This is a genomic window from Mycobacterium sp. Soil_C_30 (genome assembly GCF_057656995.1).
Map to the genome: position 1 here is coordinate 48000 of NZ_JBDGJH010000024.1, position 18381 is coordinate 66380.

Annotated in this window: 15 protein-coding genes; 11 read left to right on the forward strand and 4 right to left on the reverse strand. The window is 67.4% G+C overall.

Features of this window, described 5'->3' with window-relative positions:
• Positions 1-304 precede the first annotated feature (304 nt).
• Complete coding sequence (locus AC3A6P_RS30505; RefSeq protein WP_487696184.1) at positions 305-589, forward strand: MerR family transcriptional regulator; 285 nt, start codon at positions 305-307, stop codon at positions 587-589.
• Between the two features lies 1 nt (position 590).
• Here the strand turns inward: AC3A6P_RS30505 and AC3A6P_RS30510 are convergent, their stop codons facing one another.
• Both AC3A6P_RS30510 and AC3A6P_RS30515 read right to left on the reverse strand, forming a co-directional pair.
• A complete protein-coding gene (locus AC3A6P_RS30510; protein ID WP_487696185.1) occupies positions 591-1916 on the reverse strand; it encodes an NAD(P)/FAD-dependent oxidoreductase in 1326 nt (441 codons plus the stop codon).
• Between the two features lie 44 nt (positions 1917-1960).
• Positions 1961-2839 (reverse strand): LuxR C-terminal-related transcriptional regulator, encoded by an 879-nt coding sequence (locus AC3A6P_RS30515; RefSeq protein WP_487696120.1) that lies wholly within the window; start codon positions 2837-2839, stop codon positions 1961-1963.
• A 58-nt stretch (positions 2840-2897) separates the two neighbouring features.
• On the opposite strand from AC3A6P_RS30515, the gene AC3A6P_RS30520 reads away from it, so the two are divergent.
• The 4 genes from AC3A6P_RS30520 to AC3A6P_RS30535 all read left to right on the forward strand — a co-directional run bounded on the left by AC3A6P_RS30520 (position 2898) and on the right by AC3A6P_RS30535 (position 8159).
• Entirely contained in the window at positions 2898-4583 is a 1686-nt protein-coding gene (locus tag AC3A6P_RS30520; protein WP_487696121.1) for an AMP-binding protein, read from the forward strand.
• Positions 4580-6184, forward strand: a complete 1605-nt coding sequence (locus AC3A6P_RS30525; protein ID WP_487696122.1) for an AMP-binding protein — start codon at positions 4580-4582, stop codon at positions 6182-6184. Before AC3A6P_RS30520 ends, AC3A6P_RS30525 begins: the two co-directional genes overlap by 4 nt.
• A 120-nt stretch (positions 6185-6304) precedes the next feature.
• The gene (locus AC3A6P_RS30530; protein WP_487696186.1) at positions 6305-7687 is read left to right on the forward strand and encodes an NtaA/DmoA family FMN-dependent monooxygenase; all 1383 of its coding nucleotides are present in this window, start codon (positions 6305-6307) and stop codon (positions 7685-7687) included.
• Between the two features lie 49 nt (positions 7688-7736).
• Entirely contained in the window at positions 7737-8159 is a 423-nt protein-coding gene (locus tag AC3A6P_RS30535) for a hypothetical protein (protein ID WP_487696123.1), read from the forward strand.
• Here AC3A6P_RS30535 and AC3A6P_RS30540 read toward each other — a convergent pair.
• Complete coding sequence (locus AC3A6P_RS30540; protein WP_487696124.1) at positions 8130-8954, reverse strand: VOC family protein; 825 nt, start codon at positions 8952-8954, stop codon at positions 8130-8132. The genes AC3A6P_RS30535 and AC3A6P_RS30540 overlap by 30 nt on opposite strands.
• Before the next feature lie 71 nt (positions 8955-9025).
• Here AC3A6P_RS30540 and AC3A6P_RS30545 point away from each other — a divergent pair, with 71 nt between their 5' ends.
• Entirely contained in the window at positions 9026-10624 is a 1599-nt protein-coding gene (locus AC3A6P_RS30545) for an HNH endonuclease signature motif containing protein (RefSeq protein WP_487696125.1), read from the forward strand.
• Positions 10625-10627: 3 nt separating this feature from the next.
• On the opposite strand, the gene AC3A6P_RS30550 is transcribed toward AC3A6P_RS30545, so the two are convergent.
• Positions 10628-12100, reverse strand: a complete 1473-nt coding sequence (locus AC3A6P_RS30550; RefSeq protein ID WP_487696126.1) for a carboxyl transferase domain-containing protein — start codon at positions 12098-12100, stop codon at positions 10628-10630.
• 92 nt (positions 12101-12192) lie between these two features.
• Here AC3A6P_RS30550 and AC3A6P_RS30555 point away from each other — a divergent pair, with 92 nt between their 5' ends.
• The 5 genes from AC3A6P_RS30555 to AC3A6P_RS30575 are packed head-to-tail and all read left to right on the forward strand — an operon-like array spanning position 12193 to position 18379.
• A complete protein-coding gene (locus AC3A6P_RS30555; RefSeq protein ID WP_487696127.1) occupies positions 12193-12927 on the forward strand; it encodes an enoyl-CoA hydratase in 735 nt (244 codons plus the stop codon).
• Positions 12928-14052, forward strand: a complete 1125-nt coding sequence (locus AC3A6P_RS30560) for an MBL fold metallo-hydrolase (protein ID WP_487696128.1) — start codon at positions 12928-12930, stop codon at positions 14050-14052. It abuts the gene before it with no gap.
• A gap of 18 nt (positions 14053-14070) precedes the next feature.
• The gene (locus tag AC3A6P_RS30565) at positions 14071-15678 is read left to right on the forward strand and encodes a serine hydrolase (RefSeq protein WP_487696129.1); all 1608 of its coding nucleotides are present in this window, start codon (positions 14071-14073) and stop codon (positions 15676-15678) included.
• Positions 15675-18068 carry a cation-translocating P-type ATPase gene (locus AC3A6P_RS30570; RefSeq protein WP_487696130.1) on the forward strand — a complete coding sequence of 798 codons (2394 nt, stop codon included), beginning with the start codon at positions 15675-15677 and terminating at the stop codon, positions 18066-18068. Before AC3A6P_RS30565 ends, AC3A6P_RS30570 begins: the two co-directional genes overlap by 4 nt.
• A gap of 5 nt (positions 18069-18073) precedes the next feature.
• On the forward strand, positions 18074-18379 hold the full coding sequence (locus AC3A6P_RS30575) for an antitoxin (RefSeq protein WP_487696131.1): 306 nt from the start codon (positions 18074-18076) through the stop codon (positions 18377-18379).
• Positions 18380-18381: the final 2 nt, after the last annotated feature.

Genomic DNA, 18381 nt, shown 5'->3' on the forward strand with positions numbered 1-18381 from the left:
AAAGAAGACCTGCCGCAGTAGGTGTTTCGCGGCAGTGGTAGTGCAGAGGAAAAGAAAGGAGCGAGTTACCGTCGGATCGCCCGTGTTCGTCGTTTTCGGGCCGATGCCGCAGTTACACAGCAGTATCACAAGATGGTAGTAATCTCCTCAGGGCCGGCGTCCTCGGTGCGATTGGTGCACCGGGGTGCCGGCCCTTCTTGTTGCGATACCCCGATCGAAAGGTGATGTGGTTTCCACGAATCCTGGCTCTACCGGCGCCAGTCCGGCGGACAAATTCGACGATGAGGACTATCCCGCGTACAGCATGGGTAGTGCCGCCAAGATCCTCGAAACCACCCCGGCCTTTCTGAGAAGCCTCGACGAGGCGAAACTGCTTGTTCCGCATCGGTCCGACGGCGGGCATCGCCGATACTCCCGTTACCAGTTACGGATCGCGGCCAGAGTCCGCGAACTGGTCGACAACGGCACGGCCCTGGACGCCGCATGCCGCATCATCATTCTCGAGGATCAGCTCGCCGAAGCCCAGGCACTCAACGCCCAGCTGCACCGCCGCCTCGGCGAAGGTGGCACCGGAGATGCCCAGCCCTGACTCACACGCTCAGCAGCATCTCCAGCTTGTCGTTGGTGCGGTGCAACTGCGACGACAGCATGTCAATGATCTTGGCCCGGGCGCGTTCGCTCACGGCGGCAGTGGCATGGCTGAGCACGTTGAGCCGCGCGGTGTCCAGCCACGCCATCATCTCCGGGTCGGAGAACCACCGTAGCTGATTGCTGTTGAACGCAAGCATCATTCGCAGCCAGTCCAGCGGTTCGTGCGGGTTCGGCACCGGTTGGCAGTAGGCATTGCGGGTGGCGTCGTCGGCGTGCGCGGCCTCGACGTGGGCGATGACGGCCGCGCTGAACACCGGCTGGCAGGTGCGCACGGTCTGCAGCGTGATGGTGTCACCGTCGAACACGGTGGCCACACCGCGGCTGCCCAGACCGTCCGAGCTGCAGTCGATGTAGAGGGTCGAGTCCTGCGCGGGCAATGAACCGTGTTCCAGCACCACGTGGTCGCTGTGAATGGCCAGCACGTGACCCATGCGCACCACGTTCTCGACGCGGCGCAGCTGCTCCAGTTCGGCCGCGGACACGATGGCGCACCGGTACATCTGCGGGGTCACCGACTCGTCGATGCGCAGCAGGCAGCCGGCGTCGGAGAGCCGGGTGAACAGGTCGTCCACGGACTCGGCCGCGTCGACGGCGCGCAGTTGTGCACTGACGTCGGCGAGTACGCGTTTGGCGAACGTCTTCCCGGGCTGGATCGCGGCACGATCCAGCAGCCACGAATCGCGCGGTTTGATCCACGTCAGCTGCTGCGGCCGGACCCCGTGGCGCAACAGCCACAGAACAGTGTCCATCGCGGTCTTACCCGCGCCGGCGATCACATAGTGATCATGAGAGGGTAAGCGCGGCAACTCATTCGGTGCCACACACCGCACACCGTCGGCCACCGGATAGGGCGGTGGGCGCATGGACGGCACCGTCACCCCGACGTAAGTGGTGTCGACGATGCGTCGCCGCGCCGTCACCTCGACCACCTCACCGCCCAACGTCTGAAACCGGCCGTCACCGAGGTACTCGCTCATCGGGAAGTACGACACGCGTCCGGTCGGCAACAGGTGCGCCCGCATCACGGTGTCGAAGTACGCGCACACCTCTGCGCCACCGGCCAACTCGTAGAACCCGGCGTTGAGGCCCACGCTGTCGATGGTGTCGGTACCGAGCCGGCGCGAGTTCACGCCGTAGTACGCCGACGGCTGGTGCAGCCGCACGAACGGGTACGCGGTGTTCCAGTGCCCGCCGGGCTGGTGGTTGCGGTCCACCATCACCACCTGTGCGGAGGTTTCACCGACCAGGGTGTCGACGAACGCCATTGCCGTGGCACCCGCACCGATCACCAGGTAGTCGGTCTCCAGGGTCACGGCAGCAGTCCGGCCAACCTGGCTTTGGACACGGCCTCGTAGCGGGTACGGGCGCCCAGTTTGGTGGTGGCGCTGCGCAGGTAGCTCTTGACGGTCTCCGGCCTCAATGAAAGACGTTGCGCCGCCTCAGCGTTGGTGCAACCCAACGCCACCTGGGCCAGCACATCCAGCTCGCGTCCGCTCAGTTTGTATGGGGCCGGCCCGCTGTCGCCCTCGTCCCTCGGGCTCGGCGACCGGCCCAGCGGCGCACCGGGTGCGCCCGTCACTCCGCCCGCCAACTGATCGGCCAGCGCCTGGAGCTGCGCAGGGGTGGGCGCTTCGGCCGCGGCGGCGAGCCGGCGCAGCTCGGCGTGTACCGCGCGGACGTCTTCGTCGGCGCCCATGGCGCCGGCCAGGGCGGCCTCGCGCAGCCGCATCCGCCGGTCCACCTCGTCGCGTACATGCAGCTCGCGGCCCAGCCGGTGGGCCGCGGCGAGCATCAGTTCGGCGGTCCGTCCGCCGATCGGCGCGCTGGCCCGGTGCGCGCCGTAGAGCACCGCCCGCGGCTGACCGTCGACCACCACCGGTACGGCCAGCACACTGCGAATGCCCTCGGTCAGCACCGGCGCGTCGTAGTCGTGGGTGATGGACGCGGCGTTGCGGTAATCGGACACCGACAGTGCGCGGCCGGAAACCATGCTCGCGCCGCCCAGGCCGGAGTTGCGGTGCACGGTGAGGCCGCGCAGTCCACTGGTGCGGGTGCCCACGAACTCGGTGAGCAACAGGCTGCCGCCCTGTACCTCGCCGCCGAAGAGCACCGGTACGGCGGCCTCGGCCGCAATGCCACGCAGTTCGGCACGAACCGCGTCAGTGTCGCGCGGCCGCAGCACGGTCACGAATTCACCCTCTTTCGGGGGTAGTGCACGGACAACTGTGACGTAGATCCTAGTTGGTATGAGCAACACCGATCTGTATCGCAGCGCGCGCGACCAGTTGGTCGACGTCATCAGCGACTATGACAAAGCGGTCGCGAGCTTCGAATGGCCCCGTCTGACCGGCACGTTCAACTGGGCCGTCGACTGGTTCGACGTCATCGCCGCCGGTAATGACCGGCCGGCCCTGTGGATCGTCGAAGCCGACGGCTCCGAGCAGAAGGTCAGCTTCGCCGAGATGTCACAACGCTCCGACCGGGTGGCGGTGTGGCTGCGCGCGCGGGGCGTCGGCAAGGGCGACCGGGTGATCCTGATGCTGGGGAACCAGGTCGAACTGTGGGAGGCCATGCTGGCCATCGCCAAGCTGGGCGCCATCATCATGCCCACCACCGGGGCGCTGGGCGCGGCGGATCTGAGTGACCGGATCAGCCGCGGCGGCGCACGCTTCGTCGTCGCCAACACCGCCGACACCGCCAAGTTCGCGCAGGTCGACGGCGACTACACGCGCATCGTGGTCGGCGAGCCCGTGGACGGCTGGCACACCTACACCGACGCCTACGACGAACAGCCGCAGAAGTTCGAAGCGGTGACCTCGGTGGACGACCCCATGTTGATCTACTTCACCTCCGGTACCACCAGCAAGCCCAAACTCGTCGAGCATTCTCAGATCAGTTACGCCGTCGGGCACTTCTCGACCATGGCGTGGATCGGCGTGAAACCCGGTGACGTACATCTGGCCATCAGCTCGCCGGGCTGGGCCAAACACGCCTGGAGCTGTTTTTTCGCCCCGTGGATCGCCGAGGCCACGATCTTCGTCTACAACTACGCCCGCTTCGATGCCACCGCCTTGCTGAACCAGTTGCGACGGGCGAAGGTGAACACCTTCTGTGCGCCCCCGACGGTGTGGCGGATGCTGATCCAGGCCGATCTCGGGGCGAAACCGGAAGGCCTGCGTGAGGTCCTGGGCGCCGGGGAACCGCTGAACCCGGACGTCATCGCGCAGGTGGAACGGGCGTGGGGGCTGACCATTCGTGACGGCTTCGGCCAGACCGAGACCACCCTGCAGGTGGGTAACACACCGGGCGCACCGGTCAAAGCCGGGTCCATGGGCCGGCCGATGCCCGGTGTCCCGGTGGTGCTCGTCGACCCGGTGAGTGGCGAATTGGCCGACGAGGGGGAGATCTGTCTGGACCTGAGCCGCAGCCCGCTCAACCTGATGACCGGATACCTCGGGGACCCGCAGCGCAACGCCACCGTCATGGCAGGCGGTTACTACCACACCGGTGATGTCGCCAGCCGTGACGAGGACGGCTACATCACCTACATCGGCCGCACCGATGACGTGTTCAAGTCCTCCGATTACAAGGTCTCGCCGTTCGAGTTGGAGAGCGTGTTGATCGAGCATCCCGCGGTGGTGGAGGCGGCCGTGGTTCCGCAACCCGACGCCACCCGGCTGGCGGTGCCCAAGGCATATATCGCGCTGGCCGCGGGTTGGGAGGAGTCCGAAGAGACCGCCAAGGCCATCCTCGAGCACGCCCGTGACCACCTCGCCCCCTACCTCAAGGTGCGGCGGGTGGAGTTCTCCGAGCTGCCCAAGACCATCTCCGGCAAGATCCGGCGCGTCGAGCTGCGCCGCCGGGAAGAGGAGGCCCATCAGGCCGGAGCTCCGATCGCCACCGAATACCGCTATGAGGACCTGATGCAGTGAACTCTTACGACTCTGGACCGACGAACACCCCGATCCTGGAGATGACGATCGGGGCCAACCTGGAGGCCACGGTGGCCGCGTACCCGGACGTGGACGCCCTGGTCGATGTGGCGGGTGACCGGCGCTGGACCTACCGCGAGTTCGACGCCGATGTCGACGTGGTGGCGCGCGGCCTGATGGCACTCGGTGTGCAGGCGGGTGACCGGGTGGGTATCTGGGCTCCGAACTGCGCCGAATGGGTCCTCGTACAGTACGCGACGGCGAAGATCGGCGCCGTGCTGGTGACCATCAACCCGGCCTACCGGACACATGAATTGGCTTACGTGTTACGGCAATCCGGGGTGCGGACGCTGATCGCGGCGACGGGTTTCAAGACCTCCGACTACGTGACGATGGTGGCCGAGGTGCGTGCCGACGTCCAGGACGTGATCTTCCTCGGTACCGAGGACTGGGACCGGTTGTGCGCCCGGTCGGCGGACGTCTCCGCCGATCAGCTGCACGCCCGGGGTGCGAAGCTGCGCAACACCGACCCGATCAACATCCAATACACTTCCGGTACAACGGGATTCCCCAAGGGAGCCACCCTCTCGCATCGCAACATCCTCAACAACGGGTTCTTCGTCACCGAGATGATCGCGCTGCAACCCGGGGAGAAGTTGTGCATCCCGGTGCCGTTCTACCACTGCTTCGGCATGGTGATGGGCAACCTCGGGTGTACCAGCCACGGCGCCACCATCGTCATTCCGGCGCCCGGTTTCGATCCGGGGGCAACCCTGGATGCGGTTGCCGCAGAACGCTGTAACGGTGTATACGGCGTGCCCACGATGTTCATCGCGATGCTGGGCCACCCTGATTTCGCGGACAAGGACGTGTCGTCGTTGCGCACCGGGATCATGGCCGGTGCGGTGTGCCCCGTCGAGGTGATGAAGCGTTGCATCGCCGATATGCACATGGACGAAGTGGCGATCGCCTACGGGATGACCGAGACCTCGCCGGTGTCGTGTCAGACCTTGATCGACGACGATCTCGAGCGGCGTACCGCCTCGATCGGGCGCGCGCATCCCCATGTCGAGATCAAGATCGTCGATCCCGACACCGGTGAGGTGGTACCCCGCGGTGAGCCAGGCGAGTTCTGCACCCGCGGTTACTCGGTGATGCTGGGCTACTGGGAGGATCCCGAGAAGACCAGCGAGGCAATCGATTCCGATGGGTGGATGCACACCGGAGATCTGGCCGTGATGCGCGACGACGGTTACTGCAATGTGGTGGGCCGGATCAAGGACATGATCATCCGCGGTGGCGAGAACGTCTACCCCCGCGAGATCGAGGAGTTCCTCTACACCCATCCCGACATCGAGGATGCGCAGGTGATCGGTGTTCCGGACGTCAAGTACGGCGAGGAGATCTGCGCGTGGATCCGGATGCGCGCCGACCGTGAACCGCTGGATGCAGAGGCACTTCGGGCGTATGCCTCGAACAAGTTGGCGCACTTCAAGATCCCACGGTATGTGCACATCGTCGACGAGTTCCCCATGACGGTCACCGGCAAGGTCCGCAAGGTGCAGATGCGTGAGGAGTCGACGCGGCTGCTGGGGCTCTAGTTCCGGCCACGACTTCCGACCACGCTGATTTGAACCCCCGACGGCCGGCAGTGGCGCTCCTAGGGTGGCTTGGTGCCAAAACCGCCCAAAAACCGTCCGCTGTATTACTCGGCATTCGTGATGAACACGCCGTCGCACGTCATCCACGGGCTGTGGCGCGATCCGTCGGCCGAGAACCACCAGATCAACTCTCTGGAGCACTGGACCGAGCTGGCCCGGGAAGTCGATCAGGCCGGCTACGACCTGCTGTTCTTTGCCGATGTCAGCGGGTTGCGCTCACCGTGGAACGGATCGTATGAGCTGGTGGCCCGCGAGGGCATGCAGATCCCGACCAACGACCCGTCGGTGCTTATCTCGGCTCTGGCCGCCGCCACCAAGAACATCGGCCTGGTGTACACCAGCTCCATCGTGCAGAGCCCGCCGTTCGACTTCGCCAGGCGCATCTCGACTTTGGATCACTACACCCGTGGCCGGGTGGGCTGGAACATCGTCACCAGCTTCTCCGACAACACCTATCGCAACTACGGGCACGACAAGCTCATCGAGCACGACCTGCGCTACGAGATCGCTGCGGAGTATGTCGACGTGGCCTACAAGTTGTGGGAAGGCTCCTGGGACGAGGGCGCCCTCGTCGCCGACAAAGCCGCCGGCGTGCACGCCGACGCCTCCAAGATCCATCGCATCAATCACGTCGGTGAGCACTTCTCGGTGGAGGGGCCGCACTTCGTCGCGCCGTCACCGCAGCGGGTCCCGTTCCTGTTCCAGGCCGGCGCTTCCCCGGTGGGGCAACGCTTTTCGGCCCGCAACGCAGAAGGGGTGTTCATCTCCAGCCCGGATCCGGCGTCGGCACGTGGCCTGATCGAGGAAACCCGTTCCCTCGCATCCGATTACGGCCGCGACCCCTATGACGTCAAGTTCTTCCAGGGGCTCTCGCTGGTGGTGGGCCGCACCGAGGACGAGGCCCGTGAGAAGGAAGCCCGGATGGAGGAGCTGCTGTCCGTCGAGGGCGTGCTGTGCCACATCCTCGGTGACGCCGGTATCGACGCCGGAGCGCTGCGATTGGAGACACCACTTTCGCAGCTCGGCGAGTTCCGCGGTGTGCAGGGTTGGGCGCGCTGGGCGGGCGAGTCCGCGGGTACCGATGACCCGACGATCGCCGATCTGGGCCGCGCGTTCGAACGCAGCAGCCGCATTGTCGGCACCCCCGAACAGGTCGCCGACAAACTGGAGGAGTGGCGAGACGCGGGGATCGACGGGGTGAACGTCTTCCATGCGGTGCGCCCGCACACCTTCAGCGATATCGCCGAGCTGCTGTTTCCCGAGCTGCGCAGACGCGGTTTGATCTCGACCGACAAGTCGGGCACGTTGCGGCACAAGCTGTCCGGCGGGGGAGCTGACCGCGTGCCCTCGACCCATCCGGCCGCCCGCTACCGCGGCGCGTTCACCGACAACTCACTGGCGGACAAGGTGTCCGAGCCGCTGTCGGTGCCCGCGCGCGTCTGAGAACGCGGTTCACCCAGCGGAGGTGGCCCAGCGGTGTCAGAGTTGAACCATGTCCGTCGGTCGCGCCTGCGCCCTCACCGGTCGGCGCCTGTGCGCGCTGCTGGCGGTGTGCTCGGCGGCCTTGCACGCGCTCATGCTCGGGCACGCCGGCGCACCGGCCATCGCAGCGCTGCTGGTGGCGATGCTCGGGGTGTGCCTGTTCTGCGCCTGGGAGCTGTGGCGGGACGGCTCGTTGCGGGCCTGGACGCTGGTGGCGTTGATGAATCTCGGCATGGTGGCCGTGCACCTCGGCGGGAGCACACACCAGCACGGCGCACCGCTGCACCTGACGGCGGTATCGGCGCCGTCAGCGCTGATGGCTCTTGCGACCGTCATCGCCCTGGTTGAGGTGGCCGCCGCGGTGGTGGTGTTGTTCTACCGCACTCGTGAGCGCGCGGCCAGGTTAGGCGCCGGGCGGGGTGAACTGGCTTAACGTCAGCAGCGCGCCCTGCGGATCGCGAATGGTCACGGTCTTGGTCCACGCGGTGTCCTCGGTGGCGACGATGGTGGCCCCGAGCCCGTCAGCGGTGTCCGCGGAGCTGTCCCGGTCGGCCACCGCGAAGGTCACCTGCCAGAAATCCGTGTCAGCGGGAGCCAGCCACGCCACGGCGTCCGCGAAGCCCGGCGGCGCGCTGATCTCCGACTGCACCGCCCGGATGTCGGGGTACACCGTCGCCTCGAGATGGTCGCCGTAGCCGGGACGGCGGATAAGCGTCGCGAAGCCGACATCATCGATTTCCCAGCCGAACAACGGCGCATAGAACGCCGCCGCTGCCTGCGGGTCCGAGGTCTGCAGATCGCTGAAGTTCCACGACCCTGGCTCGTTGGCCACCTGAACGCCCGGCCGATTTCGCGGCTGCCACAACCGGAATGCGGCCCCACGTGGATCCAGGCAGCCCGCCTGCCGACCGCCCGGGCCGGCATCGACGGGCGCCAGGGTGACGGTGCCGCCCGCAGCTTCGACTGCCTGCGCCGTGGCGTCGGCGTCGTCGACGGCGATGTAGGTGCGCCAGGCCACCTCCTCACCCTCCTCGGCGGGTGAGATGGCCGCGACATCACGGCCGCCCAGGGTGGCGATCAGGTAGCTACCGGGCGCGTCGGCAGGTATGGCGTCCTGGAACGTCCAGTCGAACAGCCCGCTGTAGAAGCGTTTGGCCTCATCGAGATCGGTGGCCACGACGTCGACCCAACAGGGCACGCCGTGCGGATAGGTTCGGGTTTCGGTCATGGGTTCAGGGTGCTCCTCGGGTCTGACAAACTCACCGGATTTTGTCGGCCCCCGATGGCATGATCGAACGCATGTTCGAGACATTCGATGCGTCTGCGTTACTCAATGAGGTGGAGTGCTCCCGCCTCGATGAGTCGGCGGTATGGGCGCATCGGATGGCGGCCATTGCGCCGCTGTTGTGGCGGCGCACCCTGGAGGCCGAAAGCGACGATCCGGATCCGGGGTATGCGCTGATCACCGGGTTCGCCCGTACGGTGGCGGAGGTGGGTCCGGCGTTGGGGGTCGCCCCGGCGGTGGCGTCGAAACTGGTGGGGTATGCCGACGCGCTGGATACCCGCTTGCCGCAGACTTTCGGGTTGTTGGCCTCGGGGCGGTTGGATTGGGAGTCGACGAAGGCCATCGTCACCCGCACCGATTACCTCGGCCATGACGCGGTGCGGGATGTGGACCGCAATCTGGCGGCCAAGCTGTCGGGGTGGGAGCGCTGGTCGCGTACCCGTCTGCTTGCTGCGGTGGATACCGCGATTCGGCGGGTGGATCCGGCGGCGGCCAAGGAGCGGCGGGTGCGCGCTGATGCTGCGCGCAAGATCGTGGTGACGGCGTTGCCGAACGGGACGGCCGGAGTACGGGGGTCGGTGCCGGTGGCCACGGGCGCGGTGTTCGACCAGGCGTTGACCGAGTTGGCGGCCACGGTGTGCCCGAAGGATCCGCGCACCCTGGAGCAGCGCCGAGTAGATGCGTTGACGCCGCTGGCGGAGCGCCGCTGGGTGCTGCGATGTGAGTGCGGCGACGCCGATTGCCCCGCCGCGGCGGCCGCCGCGCAGCAGGCCGAGGCCGGTCCGGGTGGGCCCCGGTTTGTCATCAATGTGATTGCCCCGGCGGCCACCGTGACCGGCGACGGCGACGAGCCGGGTTATCTGGACGGCTACGGCGTCATCGATGCCGAGCAGGTCCGTCAGATCGCCGAAGATGGGGCGCTGGTACGTACGGTGGCGCCGCCGGCGCAGCACGGGCGTGAGTTGGTGAAGTATCAGCCCTCGGCGGCGGTGCTGCGGTGGGTGCGGTGCCGGTCTTTAACGTGCAGTTTTCCTGGCTGCAATCGCTCGGCGTGGCGCTCGGATGTGGATCACAGTGTCGCCTTCGATCATCAGCAGCCGTTGCGTGGTGGGTGGACGGTGCCGTGGAATCTGGATCCGAAGTGTCGAGTGCATCACCGGCTCAAGACGTTTCATGCCGGGGTCGGTGGGTGGCAGAGTCAGCAGCTGGTTGATGGCACGGTGATCTGGACGTCGCCCACCGGTCGGGTGTATCGCAGCACCCCCGAGGGGGCGGAGTTGTTTGATGACCTCGCGTGTGCGGCGCCGACGCCGCGGCGGCGCAACCACCGCGCCGAGAAAACGAAACGCATCGCCGCGGCGCGGGCCGGGGCGGCGGCCAAACGCGCGGCGAATGCCGAGATCCGGCGGGTCAATCAGGCCCGTGCCAAAGAGATCGCTGACCGTCAGTGGCGCAACGAGATGCGCTTCAAACTCTTCTGGTTCAAAGGCGCACCGTCGACCAGTCCCTGGTGTACCTGGGTCAACGATCCTGACGAAGACGAACACATCAGCGCCGACTGGCGCCCACCCCCACCACCACCCACACCGGACGACGACGAACCACCGTTCTAGGGGTTACAACCCCAACGTTCGGTAGCGGTCCAACCGCGCCGCCACCCGCGCCGATGCAGGTTGCTCACGCAGCGCGGCCAACTCCACCGCGATGGCACGCGACATCCGTTCGGAGAAGGCCACGGGTTCGTCGGCGGCGTCGGGATATTCGCCCACCACCACGTCGACGATTCCGTTGCGCTGCAGATCGCGTGACCGAACCCCTTGTGCCGCAGCGAGTTCCGAAGCGTGATCGGTATCGCGGAATACGATGGCGCTGGCACCCTCGGGTGGCAGCGGAGCCAGCCAGCCATGCAGCGCGGCCAACACGCGGTCGGCGGGCACCATCGCCAGCGCCGGCCCGCCGCTGCCCTGGCCCAGCAGCACCGACACGGTCGGTACCTCCAGGGTCACGAGATCCGAGAGGCACCGCGCGATCTCACCGGCCAGCCCGCCCTGCTCGGCTTCGGTGGACAGTGCCGGCCCGGCCGTGTCGATGATCAACACCAACGGCAGATCCAAACCGGCGGCCAACGCCATCCCGCGGCGGGCCTCGCGCAGCGACGCCGGGCCCACCAAGCCGCCGGTCACGCGCTGCTGACCCAGCACCACCGCGGGTTGCCCCTGGAACCGGGCGAGCGCCAACAGCGTGGTGGAGGCGGCCTCACCCTGGCCGGTCCCGGACAGCAACACCCGCTCGGTGCACCCGTGCCGCAGCAGATGCGACGCCCCTGGCCGGTCGGGCCGGCGCGACGCCTCGATCGACGTCCACGCGGGAACGTCGGGCAGTTCACCATCGGGCTCGGCGGCAGGGGTCGACTCGGGGCAGTCGGTGACCACCTTCAGCGCGCGATCCAAGGTGTGGCGCAATGACGCCAGCGGCACCACCCCGTCGATGACGCCGTGCCGTTGCAGGTTCTCCGCGGTCTGCACGCCCGACGGGAACGGCTCGCCGTAGAGGTGTTCGTAGACCCGCGGGCCGAGGAACCCGATCAACGCGCCGGGCTCGGCCACCGTCACGTGCCCCAGCGAGCCCCAGGACGCGAACACCCCGCCCGTGGTCGGGTGCCGCAGGTACACGAGGTAGGGCAGGTGCGCACGTTTGTGCAGCGTGACGGCGGCGGCGATCTTCACCATCTGCAGGAATGCGACGGTGCCTTCCTGCATGCGGGTCCCGCCGGAACTGGGTGAGGCCAGCAGCGGCAGCTGCAGCGCGGTGGCCCGTTCGATGGCGGAGGTGATCCGCTCGGCGGCGGCCACGCCGATGGATCCGGCCAGGAAGTCGAACTCACACGCCACCACTGCCACGCGGCGCCCGAACACCGTGCCTTCGCCGGTGAGCACCGATTCGTCGAGGCCGGTGGCCTCGCGGGCGGCGGCCAGTTCGGCGGCGTATTTGTCGTTGGGGCCGACGTCCACGGGAGGAACGTCCCAGCTCTGGAACGACCCCTCGTCGAGCACGGTGTCGCGGAGTTCAACGGCGCTGATGCGGCTCACGAGGATGAGGCTAGGCCCCGAGTCGACCGATGCGCCGAGGGACGAGGCGAGGAGGAGCGAGGAAGTCGGATGGAGTTAAGTACTGTGACTGCATGATCGGTGTCACCCGCGACGGGAACGTCACGACCATCGAGTTGCAGCGTCCGGAGCGGCGCAACGCGCTCAACAGCGAACTGGTGGACGGCCTGCGTGAGACCATCCAGGCCGAAGCGGCCAAGGACGTCCGCGCCATCGTGCTCACCGGCGCGGGCACGGTGTTCTGCGCCGGGGCGGATCTGTCCGGTGACGTCTTCGCCGCCGACTTCCCGGACAAGGCGGTTGCTCTCAACATCGCCATCGACCAGGTACCGGTTCCGGTGATCGGCGCTATCAACGGCCCGGCCATCGGCGCGGGTCTACAGCTGGCGATGATCTGCGATCTGCGGGTGGTCGCCCCCGACGCCTACTTCTGGTTCCCGATCGCCAAATACGGCTTGGCGCTGGACAACTGGAGTGTGCACCGGCTGGCCAGCCTGGTCGGCTACGGCCGGGCCCGCGGCATGCTGCTGGGCGCGGAGAGGTTGAGCGCAGAGACGGCGCTGGAAACGGGGATGGCCAACCGGATCGGCACGCTGGCCGACGCGCAGGCCTGGGCCGCCGAGATCGCCGGGCTGGCGCCGCTGTCGCTGCGGCACTCCAAACGTGTCCTCAACGACGACGGTGCCTACCTGCCCGAGATGCCACCACACCACAAAGAGCTGTTCGACGCGGCGTGGGGCAGCAAGGACGTCATCGAAGCTCAGGTCGCCCGGCTGGAGAAGCGTCCACCGAACTTCCAGGGTGCCTGAATGCTGAGAAGTGCAGTCAGACTCGTCGGTGGAACCGCCACCCTGGTGACGGGTGGCTGGGCGCTGCGCGCGTTGCACGGCACGCCCTCGGCGCTCGGTGCCGGCCCCGGTGCCATCGCCGCGGTGGCCAAGGGGTCGCCGAATTTCCGCGACGGGGTGTTCCACAACACGGAGCCGTCGTCGACGATCTCGCTGTCGGCGCAGGAGCAGGGCATGCTGGTCCGCGACCTGGTGCTCAATCGTGCGAGCACGCCGCAGGGGGAGATCCCGCTGGTCACGCCGGTCACCGGCGTCGAGGCCGCCGAGCTGGCGGTCACCTGGTACGGCCACTCCTCGGCGGTCATCGAGGTCGACGGCTACCGGATCCTGGCCGACCCGGTGTGGAGCCGGCGCTGCTCACCGTCACGTGCGGTCGGCCCGCAGCGCCTCCACCAGGTGCCTGCGCCGCTGGAGGCCCTGCCCGCCATCGATGCGGTGATCATCAGCCACGACCACTATGACCACCTGGATGTCGACACCATCAAGGCGCTGGCCCGCAGCCAGCGATCCACCTTCTTCGTCCCCCTCGGCATCGGGGCGCACCTGCGTGAGTGGCATGTCCCCAAGGACCGGATCGTCGAACTGGACTGGGGACAGTCCGGCCAGCTGGGCGAGCTGACGTTGGTGTGCACCCCGGCGCGGCATTTCTCCGGGCGCTTCCTCACCCGTAACACCACGTTGTGGGCCAGCTGGGCGGTCATCGGGCCACGCCACCGCGCTTTCTTCGGCGGTGACACCGGGTACACCGCCAGTTTCGCCGACGTCGGAGCCGAATACGGCCCCTTCGACCTGACCCTCATGCCGGTGGGTGCGTATCACCCGGGCTGGCCCGACATCCACATGAACCCCGAAGAGGCTGTCCGCGCCCACCGCGACGTCACCGACCCCGGCAAGGGGCTGTTCGTGCCGATCCACTGGGGAACTTTCCGGCTGGCGCCGCATCCGTGGTCGGAGCCGGTGGAGCGGATGCTGGTCGCGGCGCGGGCGGAGAACGTGACGGCCGCGGTGCCCCGCCCGGGTGAGCGCGTGGGTGCGGAGCTGGCGACCACGCCGGACCCCGAATTAGACCCGTGGTGGCGGTTCTGACCGGTTACGGTTCTCGCTATGAACTTCTGCCTGGTCCGTGCCGGAATCGCAGCGGTATCGATGCTCATGGCCGCCGGCTGCGCGGCACCTTCGGAACCGGCTGAGACCAGCACCACGCAGGCCGGTGCGGCACCGAGCGCCGAGTTGGTGCCGCCGCCGCTGGTGCCGGCCATGCCGCTGCCGGAGAACGCCGTAGAGAACGCGGTGGCCAAGCTCGACGGCATCGCCGGGGACCTGATGAAATCCTCCGGCATCCCCGGTTTGGCTGTTGCCGTCGTCCACGGTGGAAAAACCATCTACGCCAAGGGTTTCGGGGTCAAGGACAACCGCGCCGGCGATGACCCCGCCAACAAGATCGACCCCGACACGGTGTTCCAGCTGGCGTCGCTGTCGAAGTCGCTGAGCGCCACCGTGGTGGCACATCAGGTCACCGCGAACGCGATCAGCTGGGACACCCCGGTCGTGGAGAAGCTGCCCTGGTTCGCGTTGTCGGACCCCACGGTCACCCGGATGGTCACCGTCGGTGACCTGTTCTCGCACCGGTCCGGCCTTCCCGACCACGCCGGCGACGAACTCGAAGACCTCGGTTACGACCGCCGCGAAGTGCTGGACCGGCTCCCTCAACTTCCACTCGATCCGTATCGAATCTCCTACGCCTACACCAACTTCGGGCTCACCGCCGGTGCGGAGGCGGTGGCCGCCGGCGCCGGGACCACCTGGGAGCAGCTGTCGGATGAGGTTTTGTACAAACCGTTGGGTATGACCTCCACGAGCTCGCGGTTCGCCGACTACGAAGCCCGGCCCAACAAGGCGGTCGGGCACATCGCGATCGACGGCGGTTTCCAGCCGCTGTATCAGCGCAACGCGGACGCGCAGTCACCGGCGGGTGGGGCGAGTTCGTCGCTGAACGACATGACGCGCTGGCTGACGATGGTGCTGGCGGACGGCACCTTCAACGGCAACGAGATCGCCTCGCCGGCCGCGCTGCTGCCCGCCCTCACCCCGCAGGTGGTCTCCGATCGCGGCACCGAGCCCGCGATGCGTTCGGGCTTCTACGGTTACGGCTTCAACGTCGGCAGCTCATCGGCGGCCAGGACGACGCTCAGCCACTCGGGTGCGTTCCAACTCGGTGCGGGCACCAACTTCGTGATCCTGCCGTCGGCCGACGTCGGGATCGTCGCGCTGAGCAATGCCACCCCCGTCGGGTTGGTGGAGACGCTGACCGCCGAGTTCGCCGATCTGGTTCAGTTCGGCGAGGTCCGCGAGGACTGGCGCACGCTGTACGGCAACGCCTTCGCCCAGATGGATGCACCGGTCGGCTCGCTGGTGGGGCAGACCCCGCCGCCCAACCCCGCACCGGCACCTCCGTTGCAGCAATTGGTGGGTACCTATCGCAACGCTTACTGGGGCGACGCACGAGTCACCGAAGCCGGCGGCACGCTCGGGCTGGCCGTCGGGCCACACAGTGAGGTGTGGCCGCTGAAGCATTGGGATGGAAACACTTTCACGTTCAGCTTCGTCACGGAGAACTCCCCGCCGGGGAGCATCTCCAAAGCCACCTTCGACGGCGACCGGCTGACGCTGGAGTACTACGACACCGAACAGAGGGGGACCTTCACCCGATGACCGAGACACCCGCTCTCGACACGGCCGCCGGTCTGTCCGACGCCGAGGTAGCCCAGCGGGTCGCCGCCGGCCAGACCAATGACGTGCCCACCCGGGCTGCGCGCAGTGTCTCCGAGATCATCCGGGGCAATGTGCTCACCCGCATCAACGCCATCCTCGGTGTGCTGTTCCTGATCGTGCTGGCCACCGGTTCCCTGATCAACGGGCTGTTCGGGCTGCTGATCATCGCCAACAGCGGTATCGGCATCATCCAGGAGCTGCGCGCGAAAAAGACCCTGGACCAGTTGGCCATCGTCGGGCAGGCCAAACCGACGGTGCGACGCAGATCAGGCACCGGGCCGCTGGCGCCCAACGAAGTGGTGCTCGACGACATCATCGAGCTCGGGCCCGGCGACCAGATCGTCGTCGACGGGGTGATCGTCGAGGAGAGCAATCTCGAGGTCGACGAATCCCTGCTCACCGGGGAGGCCGACCCGATCGCCAAAGACGCCGGCGACCACGTGATGTCGGGCAGTTTCGTCGTCGCCGGCGCCGGGGCCTACCGGGCGACGAAGGTGGGCCGGGAGGCGTACGCGGCCAAGCTGGCCGAGGAGGCCAGCAAGTTCACTCTGGTGAAATCCGAACTGCGCAGCGGCATCAACATCATCCTGCGGTTCATCACCTGGCTGCTGTGGCCTGCCGGTGCGCTGATCATCTACACCCAGCTGTTCACCACCGACGCCAGTTGGCGGGAATCGGTGCTGCGTATGGTCGGTGCGCTGGTGCCGATGGTGCCCGAGGGTCTGGTGCTGATGACCTCGATCGCGTTCGCCGTCGGGGTGGTCCGGCTGGGCCGGCGTCAGTGCCTGGTCAACGAGTTGCCTGCCATCGAGGGCCTGGCCCGCGTCGATGTGGTGTGCGCCGACAAGACCGGGACGCTGACCGAGAACGGGATGCGCCTGTCCGAGGTCAAAGCACTGGGCGGCGGCGACACATCGGATGTGCTGGCGTCGCTGGCTTCCGCCGACCCGCGGCCCAACGCCAGCATGCTCGCCATCGCCGAGGCCTACCCGCACTCACCCGGCTGGACGGCCACCGCGGTGGCGCCCTTCAAGTCGGCCACCAAATGGAGCGGCATCTCGTTCGACGGGCACGGCAACTGGGTGATCGGTGCGCCCGATGTGCTGCTGGATCCGGCATCGGCGGCCGCGGAGGATGCCGAGCGTATCGGCGCCAAAGGCTTGCGGGTGCTGTTGGTCGGGTCGTGCGAACACCAGGTCGACGCGCCCGGCGCACCGGGGCGGGTGACGCCCGTGGCTCTGGTGGTCCTCGAGCAGAAGGTCCGGCCCGACGCCCGCGGCACCCTGGAGTACTTCGCCGAACAGAAGGTGTCGGTGAAGGTCATCTCGGGCGACAACGCGGTGTCGGTGGGGGCGGTTGCGGGCTCACTGGGTCTGCAGGGTGAGGCGATGGACGCCCGTGACCTGCCGGACCAGACGGAGGCACTGGGCGAAACGCTGGAGGACTACACCACGTTCGGCCGCGTGCGGCCCGATCAGAAGCGCTCCATGGTGCACGCGCTGCAGGCCCGCGGCCACAACGTCGCGATGACCGGGGACGGTGTCAACGACGTGCTGGCGCTCAAGGACGCCGACATCGGCGTCGCGATGGGCTCCGGCAGCCCGGCGTCGCGGGCAGTGGCGCAGATAGTGTTGCTGGACAACAAGTTCGCGACGCTGCCCTACGTGGTGGCCGAGGGCCGTCGCGTCATCGGCAACATCGAGCGCGTCTCCAACCTTTTCCTCACCAAGACGGTGTACTCGGTGCTGTTGGCGCTGCTGGTCGGCATCGCCGGGCTGGGCTCCGAACTCTTCGGGAGTGACCCGCTGCTGTTCCCCTTCCAGCCCATCCACGTCACCATCGCCGCGTGGTTCACCATCGGCATCCCCGCGTTCGTCCTGTCGCTGGCCCCCAACACCGAGCGGGCGCATCCGGGCTTCGTCCGTCGCGTCATGGTGGCGGCGCTTCCGACCGGGTTGGTGGTCGGCACGGCGACATTTGTGTCCTACCTGCTGGCCTACGAGGGTCAGGACGCCCCGGTGCAGGTGCAGACGCAGGCGTCGACGGCGGCGCTGATGACGCTGCTGGTGTCGGCGGTGTGGGTACTGGCGTGTGTGGCTCGCCCCTATGAGTGGTGGCGGGTGGCGCTGGTGGCGGCCTCCGGGCTGGCCTACGTCGTGATCTTCGCCATCCCGCTGGCCAGGGAGAAGTTCATGCTCGACCCGTCGAATGTGGAAGTGACCACCACCGCGTTGATCATCGGGGTGCTGGCGGCGCTGGTCATCGAGGCGCTGTGGTGGTTGCAGGGCCGATTACTCGGAGAGGAGCGGCGGCTCTGGCGGGTAAGTTGAGAGATATGGGATTTCTCGACAAAGCACTGAAAACGGGCAAAGACCTGCTGGCCAAGAATGCCGACAAGGTGGACACGGTGATCGACAAGGCCGGCGACGTCGTGGACAAGAGGACACACGGCAAGTACGCGGGCACGGTGAACAAGGTGCAGGACGCCGCCCGGAAAGCGGCGGCCAAGGCGAATGAGGGCACGGCAAATGGGGGCACCACACCTCCGCCGCCCGCACCGCAGACGCCGCCGAATCCTCCGGTGCCCCCGACGCCTCCGACGCCACCGTCGCCGCCGGTTCCGCCGACCACCCCGAACTGAGT

Coding starts and splice junctions, on each gene's coding strand:
- AC3A6P_RS30505 (WP_487696184.1), top strand. CDS start 305: ATGGGTAGTGCCGCCAAGATCCTCGAAACCACCCCGGCCTTTCTGAGA.
- AC3A6P_RS30510 (WP_487696185.1), bottom strand. CDS start 1,916: ATGGCGTTCGTCGACACCCTGGTCGGTGAAACCTCCGCACAGGTGGTG.
- AC3A6P_RS30520 (WP_487696121.1), top strand. CDS start 2,898: ATGAGCAACACCGATCTGTATCGCAGCGCGCGCGACCAGTTGGTCGAC.
- AC3A6P_RS30530 (WP_487696186.1), top strand. CDS start 6,305: ATGAACACGCCGTCGCACGTCATCCACGGGCTGTGGCGCGATCCGTCG.
- AC3A6P_RS30535 (WP_487696123.1), top strand. CDS start 7,737: ATGTCCGTCGGTCGCGCCTGCGCCCTCACCGGTCGGCGCCTGTGCGCG.
- AC3A6P_RS30540 (WP_487696124.1), bottom strand. CDS start 8,954: ATGACCGAAACCCGAACCTATCCGCACGGCGTGCCCTGTTGGGTCGAC.
- AC3A6P_RS30545 (WP_487696125.1), top strand. CDS start 9,026: ATGTTCGAGACATTCGATGCGTCTGCGTTACTCAATGAGGTGGAGTGC.
- AC3A6P_RS30555 (WP_487696127.1), top strand. CDS start 12,193: ATGATCGGTGTCACCCGCGACGGGAACGTCACGACCATCGAGTTGCAG.
- AC3A6P_RS30560 (WP_487696128.1), top strand. CDS start 12,928: ATGCTGAGAAGTGCAGTCAGACTCGTCGGTGGAACCGCCACCCTGGTG.
- AC3A6P_RS30565 (WP_487696129.1), top strand. CDS start 14,071: ATGAACTTCTGCCTGGTCCGTGCCGGAATCGCAGCGGTATCGATGCTC.
- AC3A6P_RS30570 (WP_487696130.1), top strand. CDS start 15,675: ATGACCGAGACACCCGCTCTCGACACGGCCGCCGGTCTGTCCGACGCC.
- AC3A6P_RS30575 (WP_487696131.1), top strand. CDS start 18,074: ATGGGATTTCTCGACAAAGCACTGAAAACGGGCAAAGACCTGCTGGCC.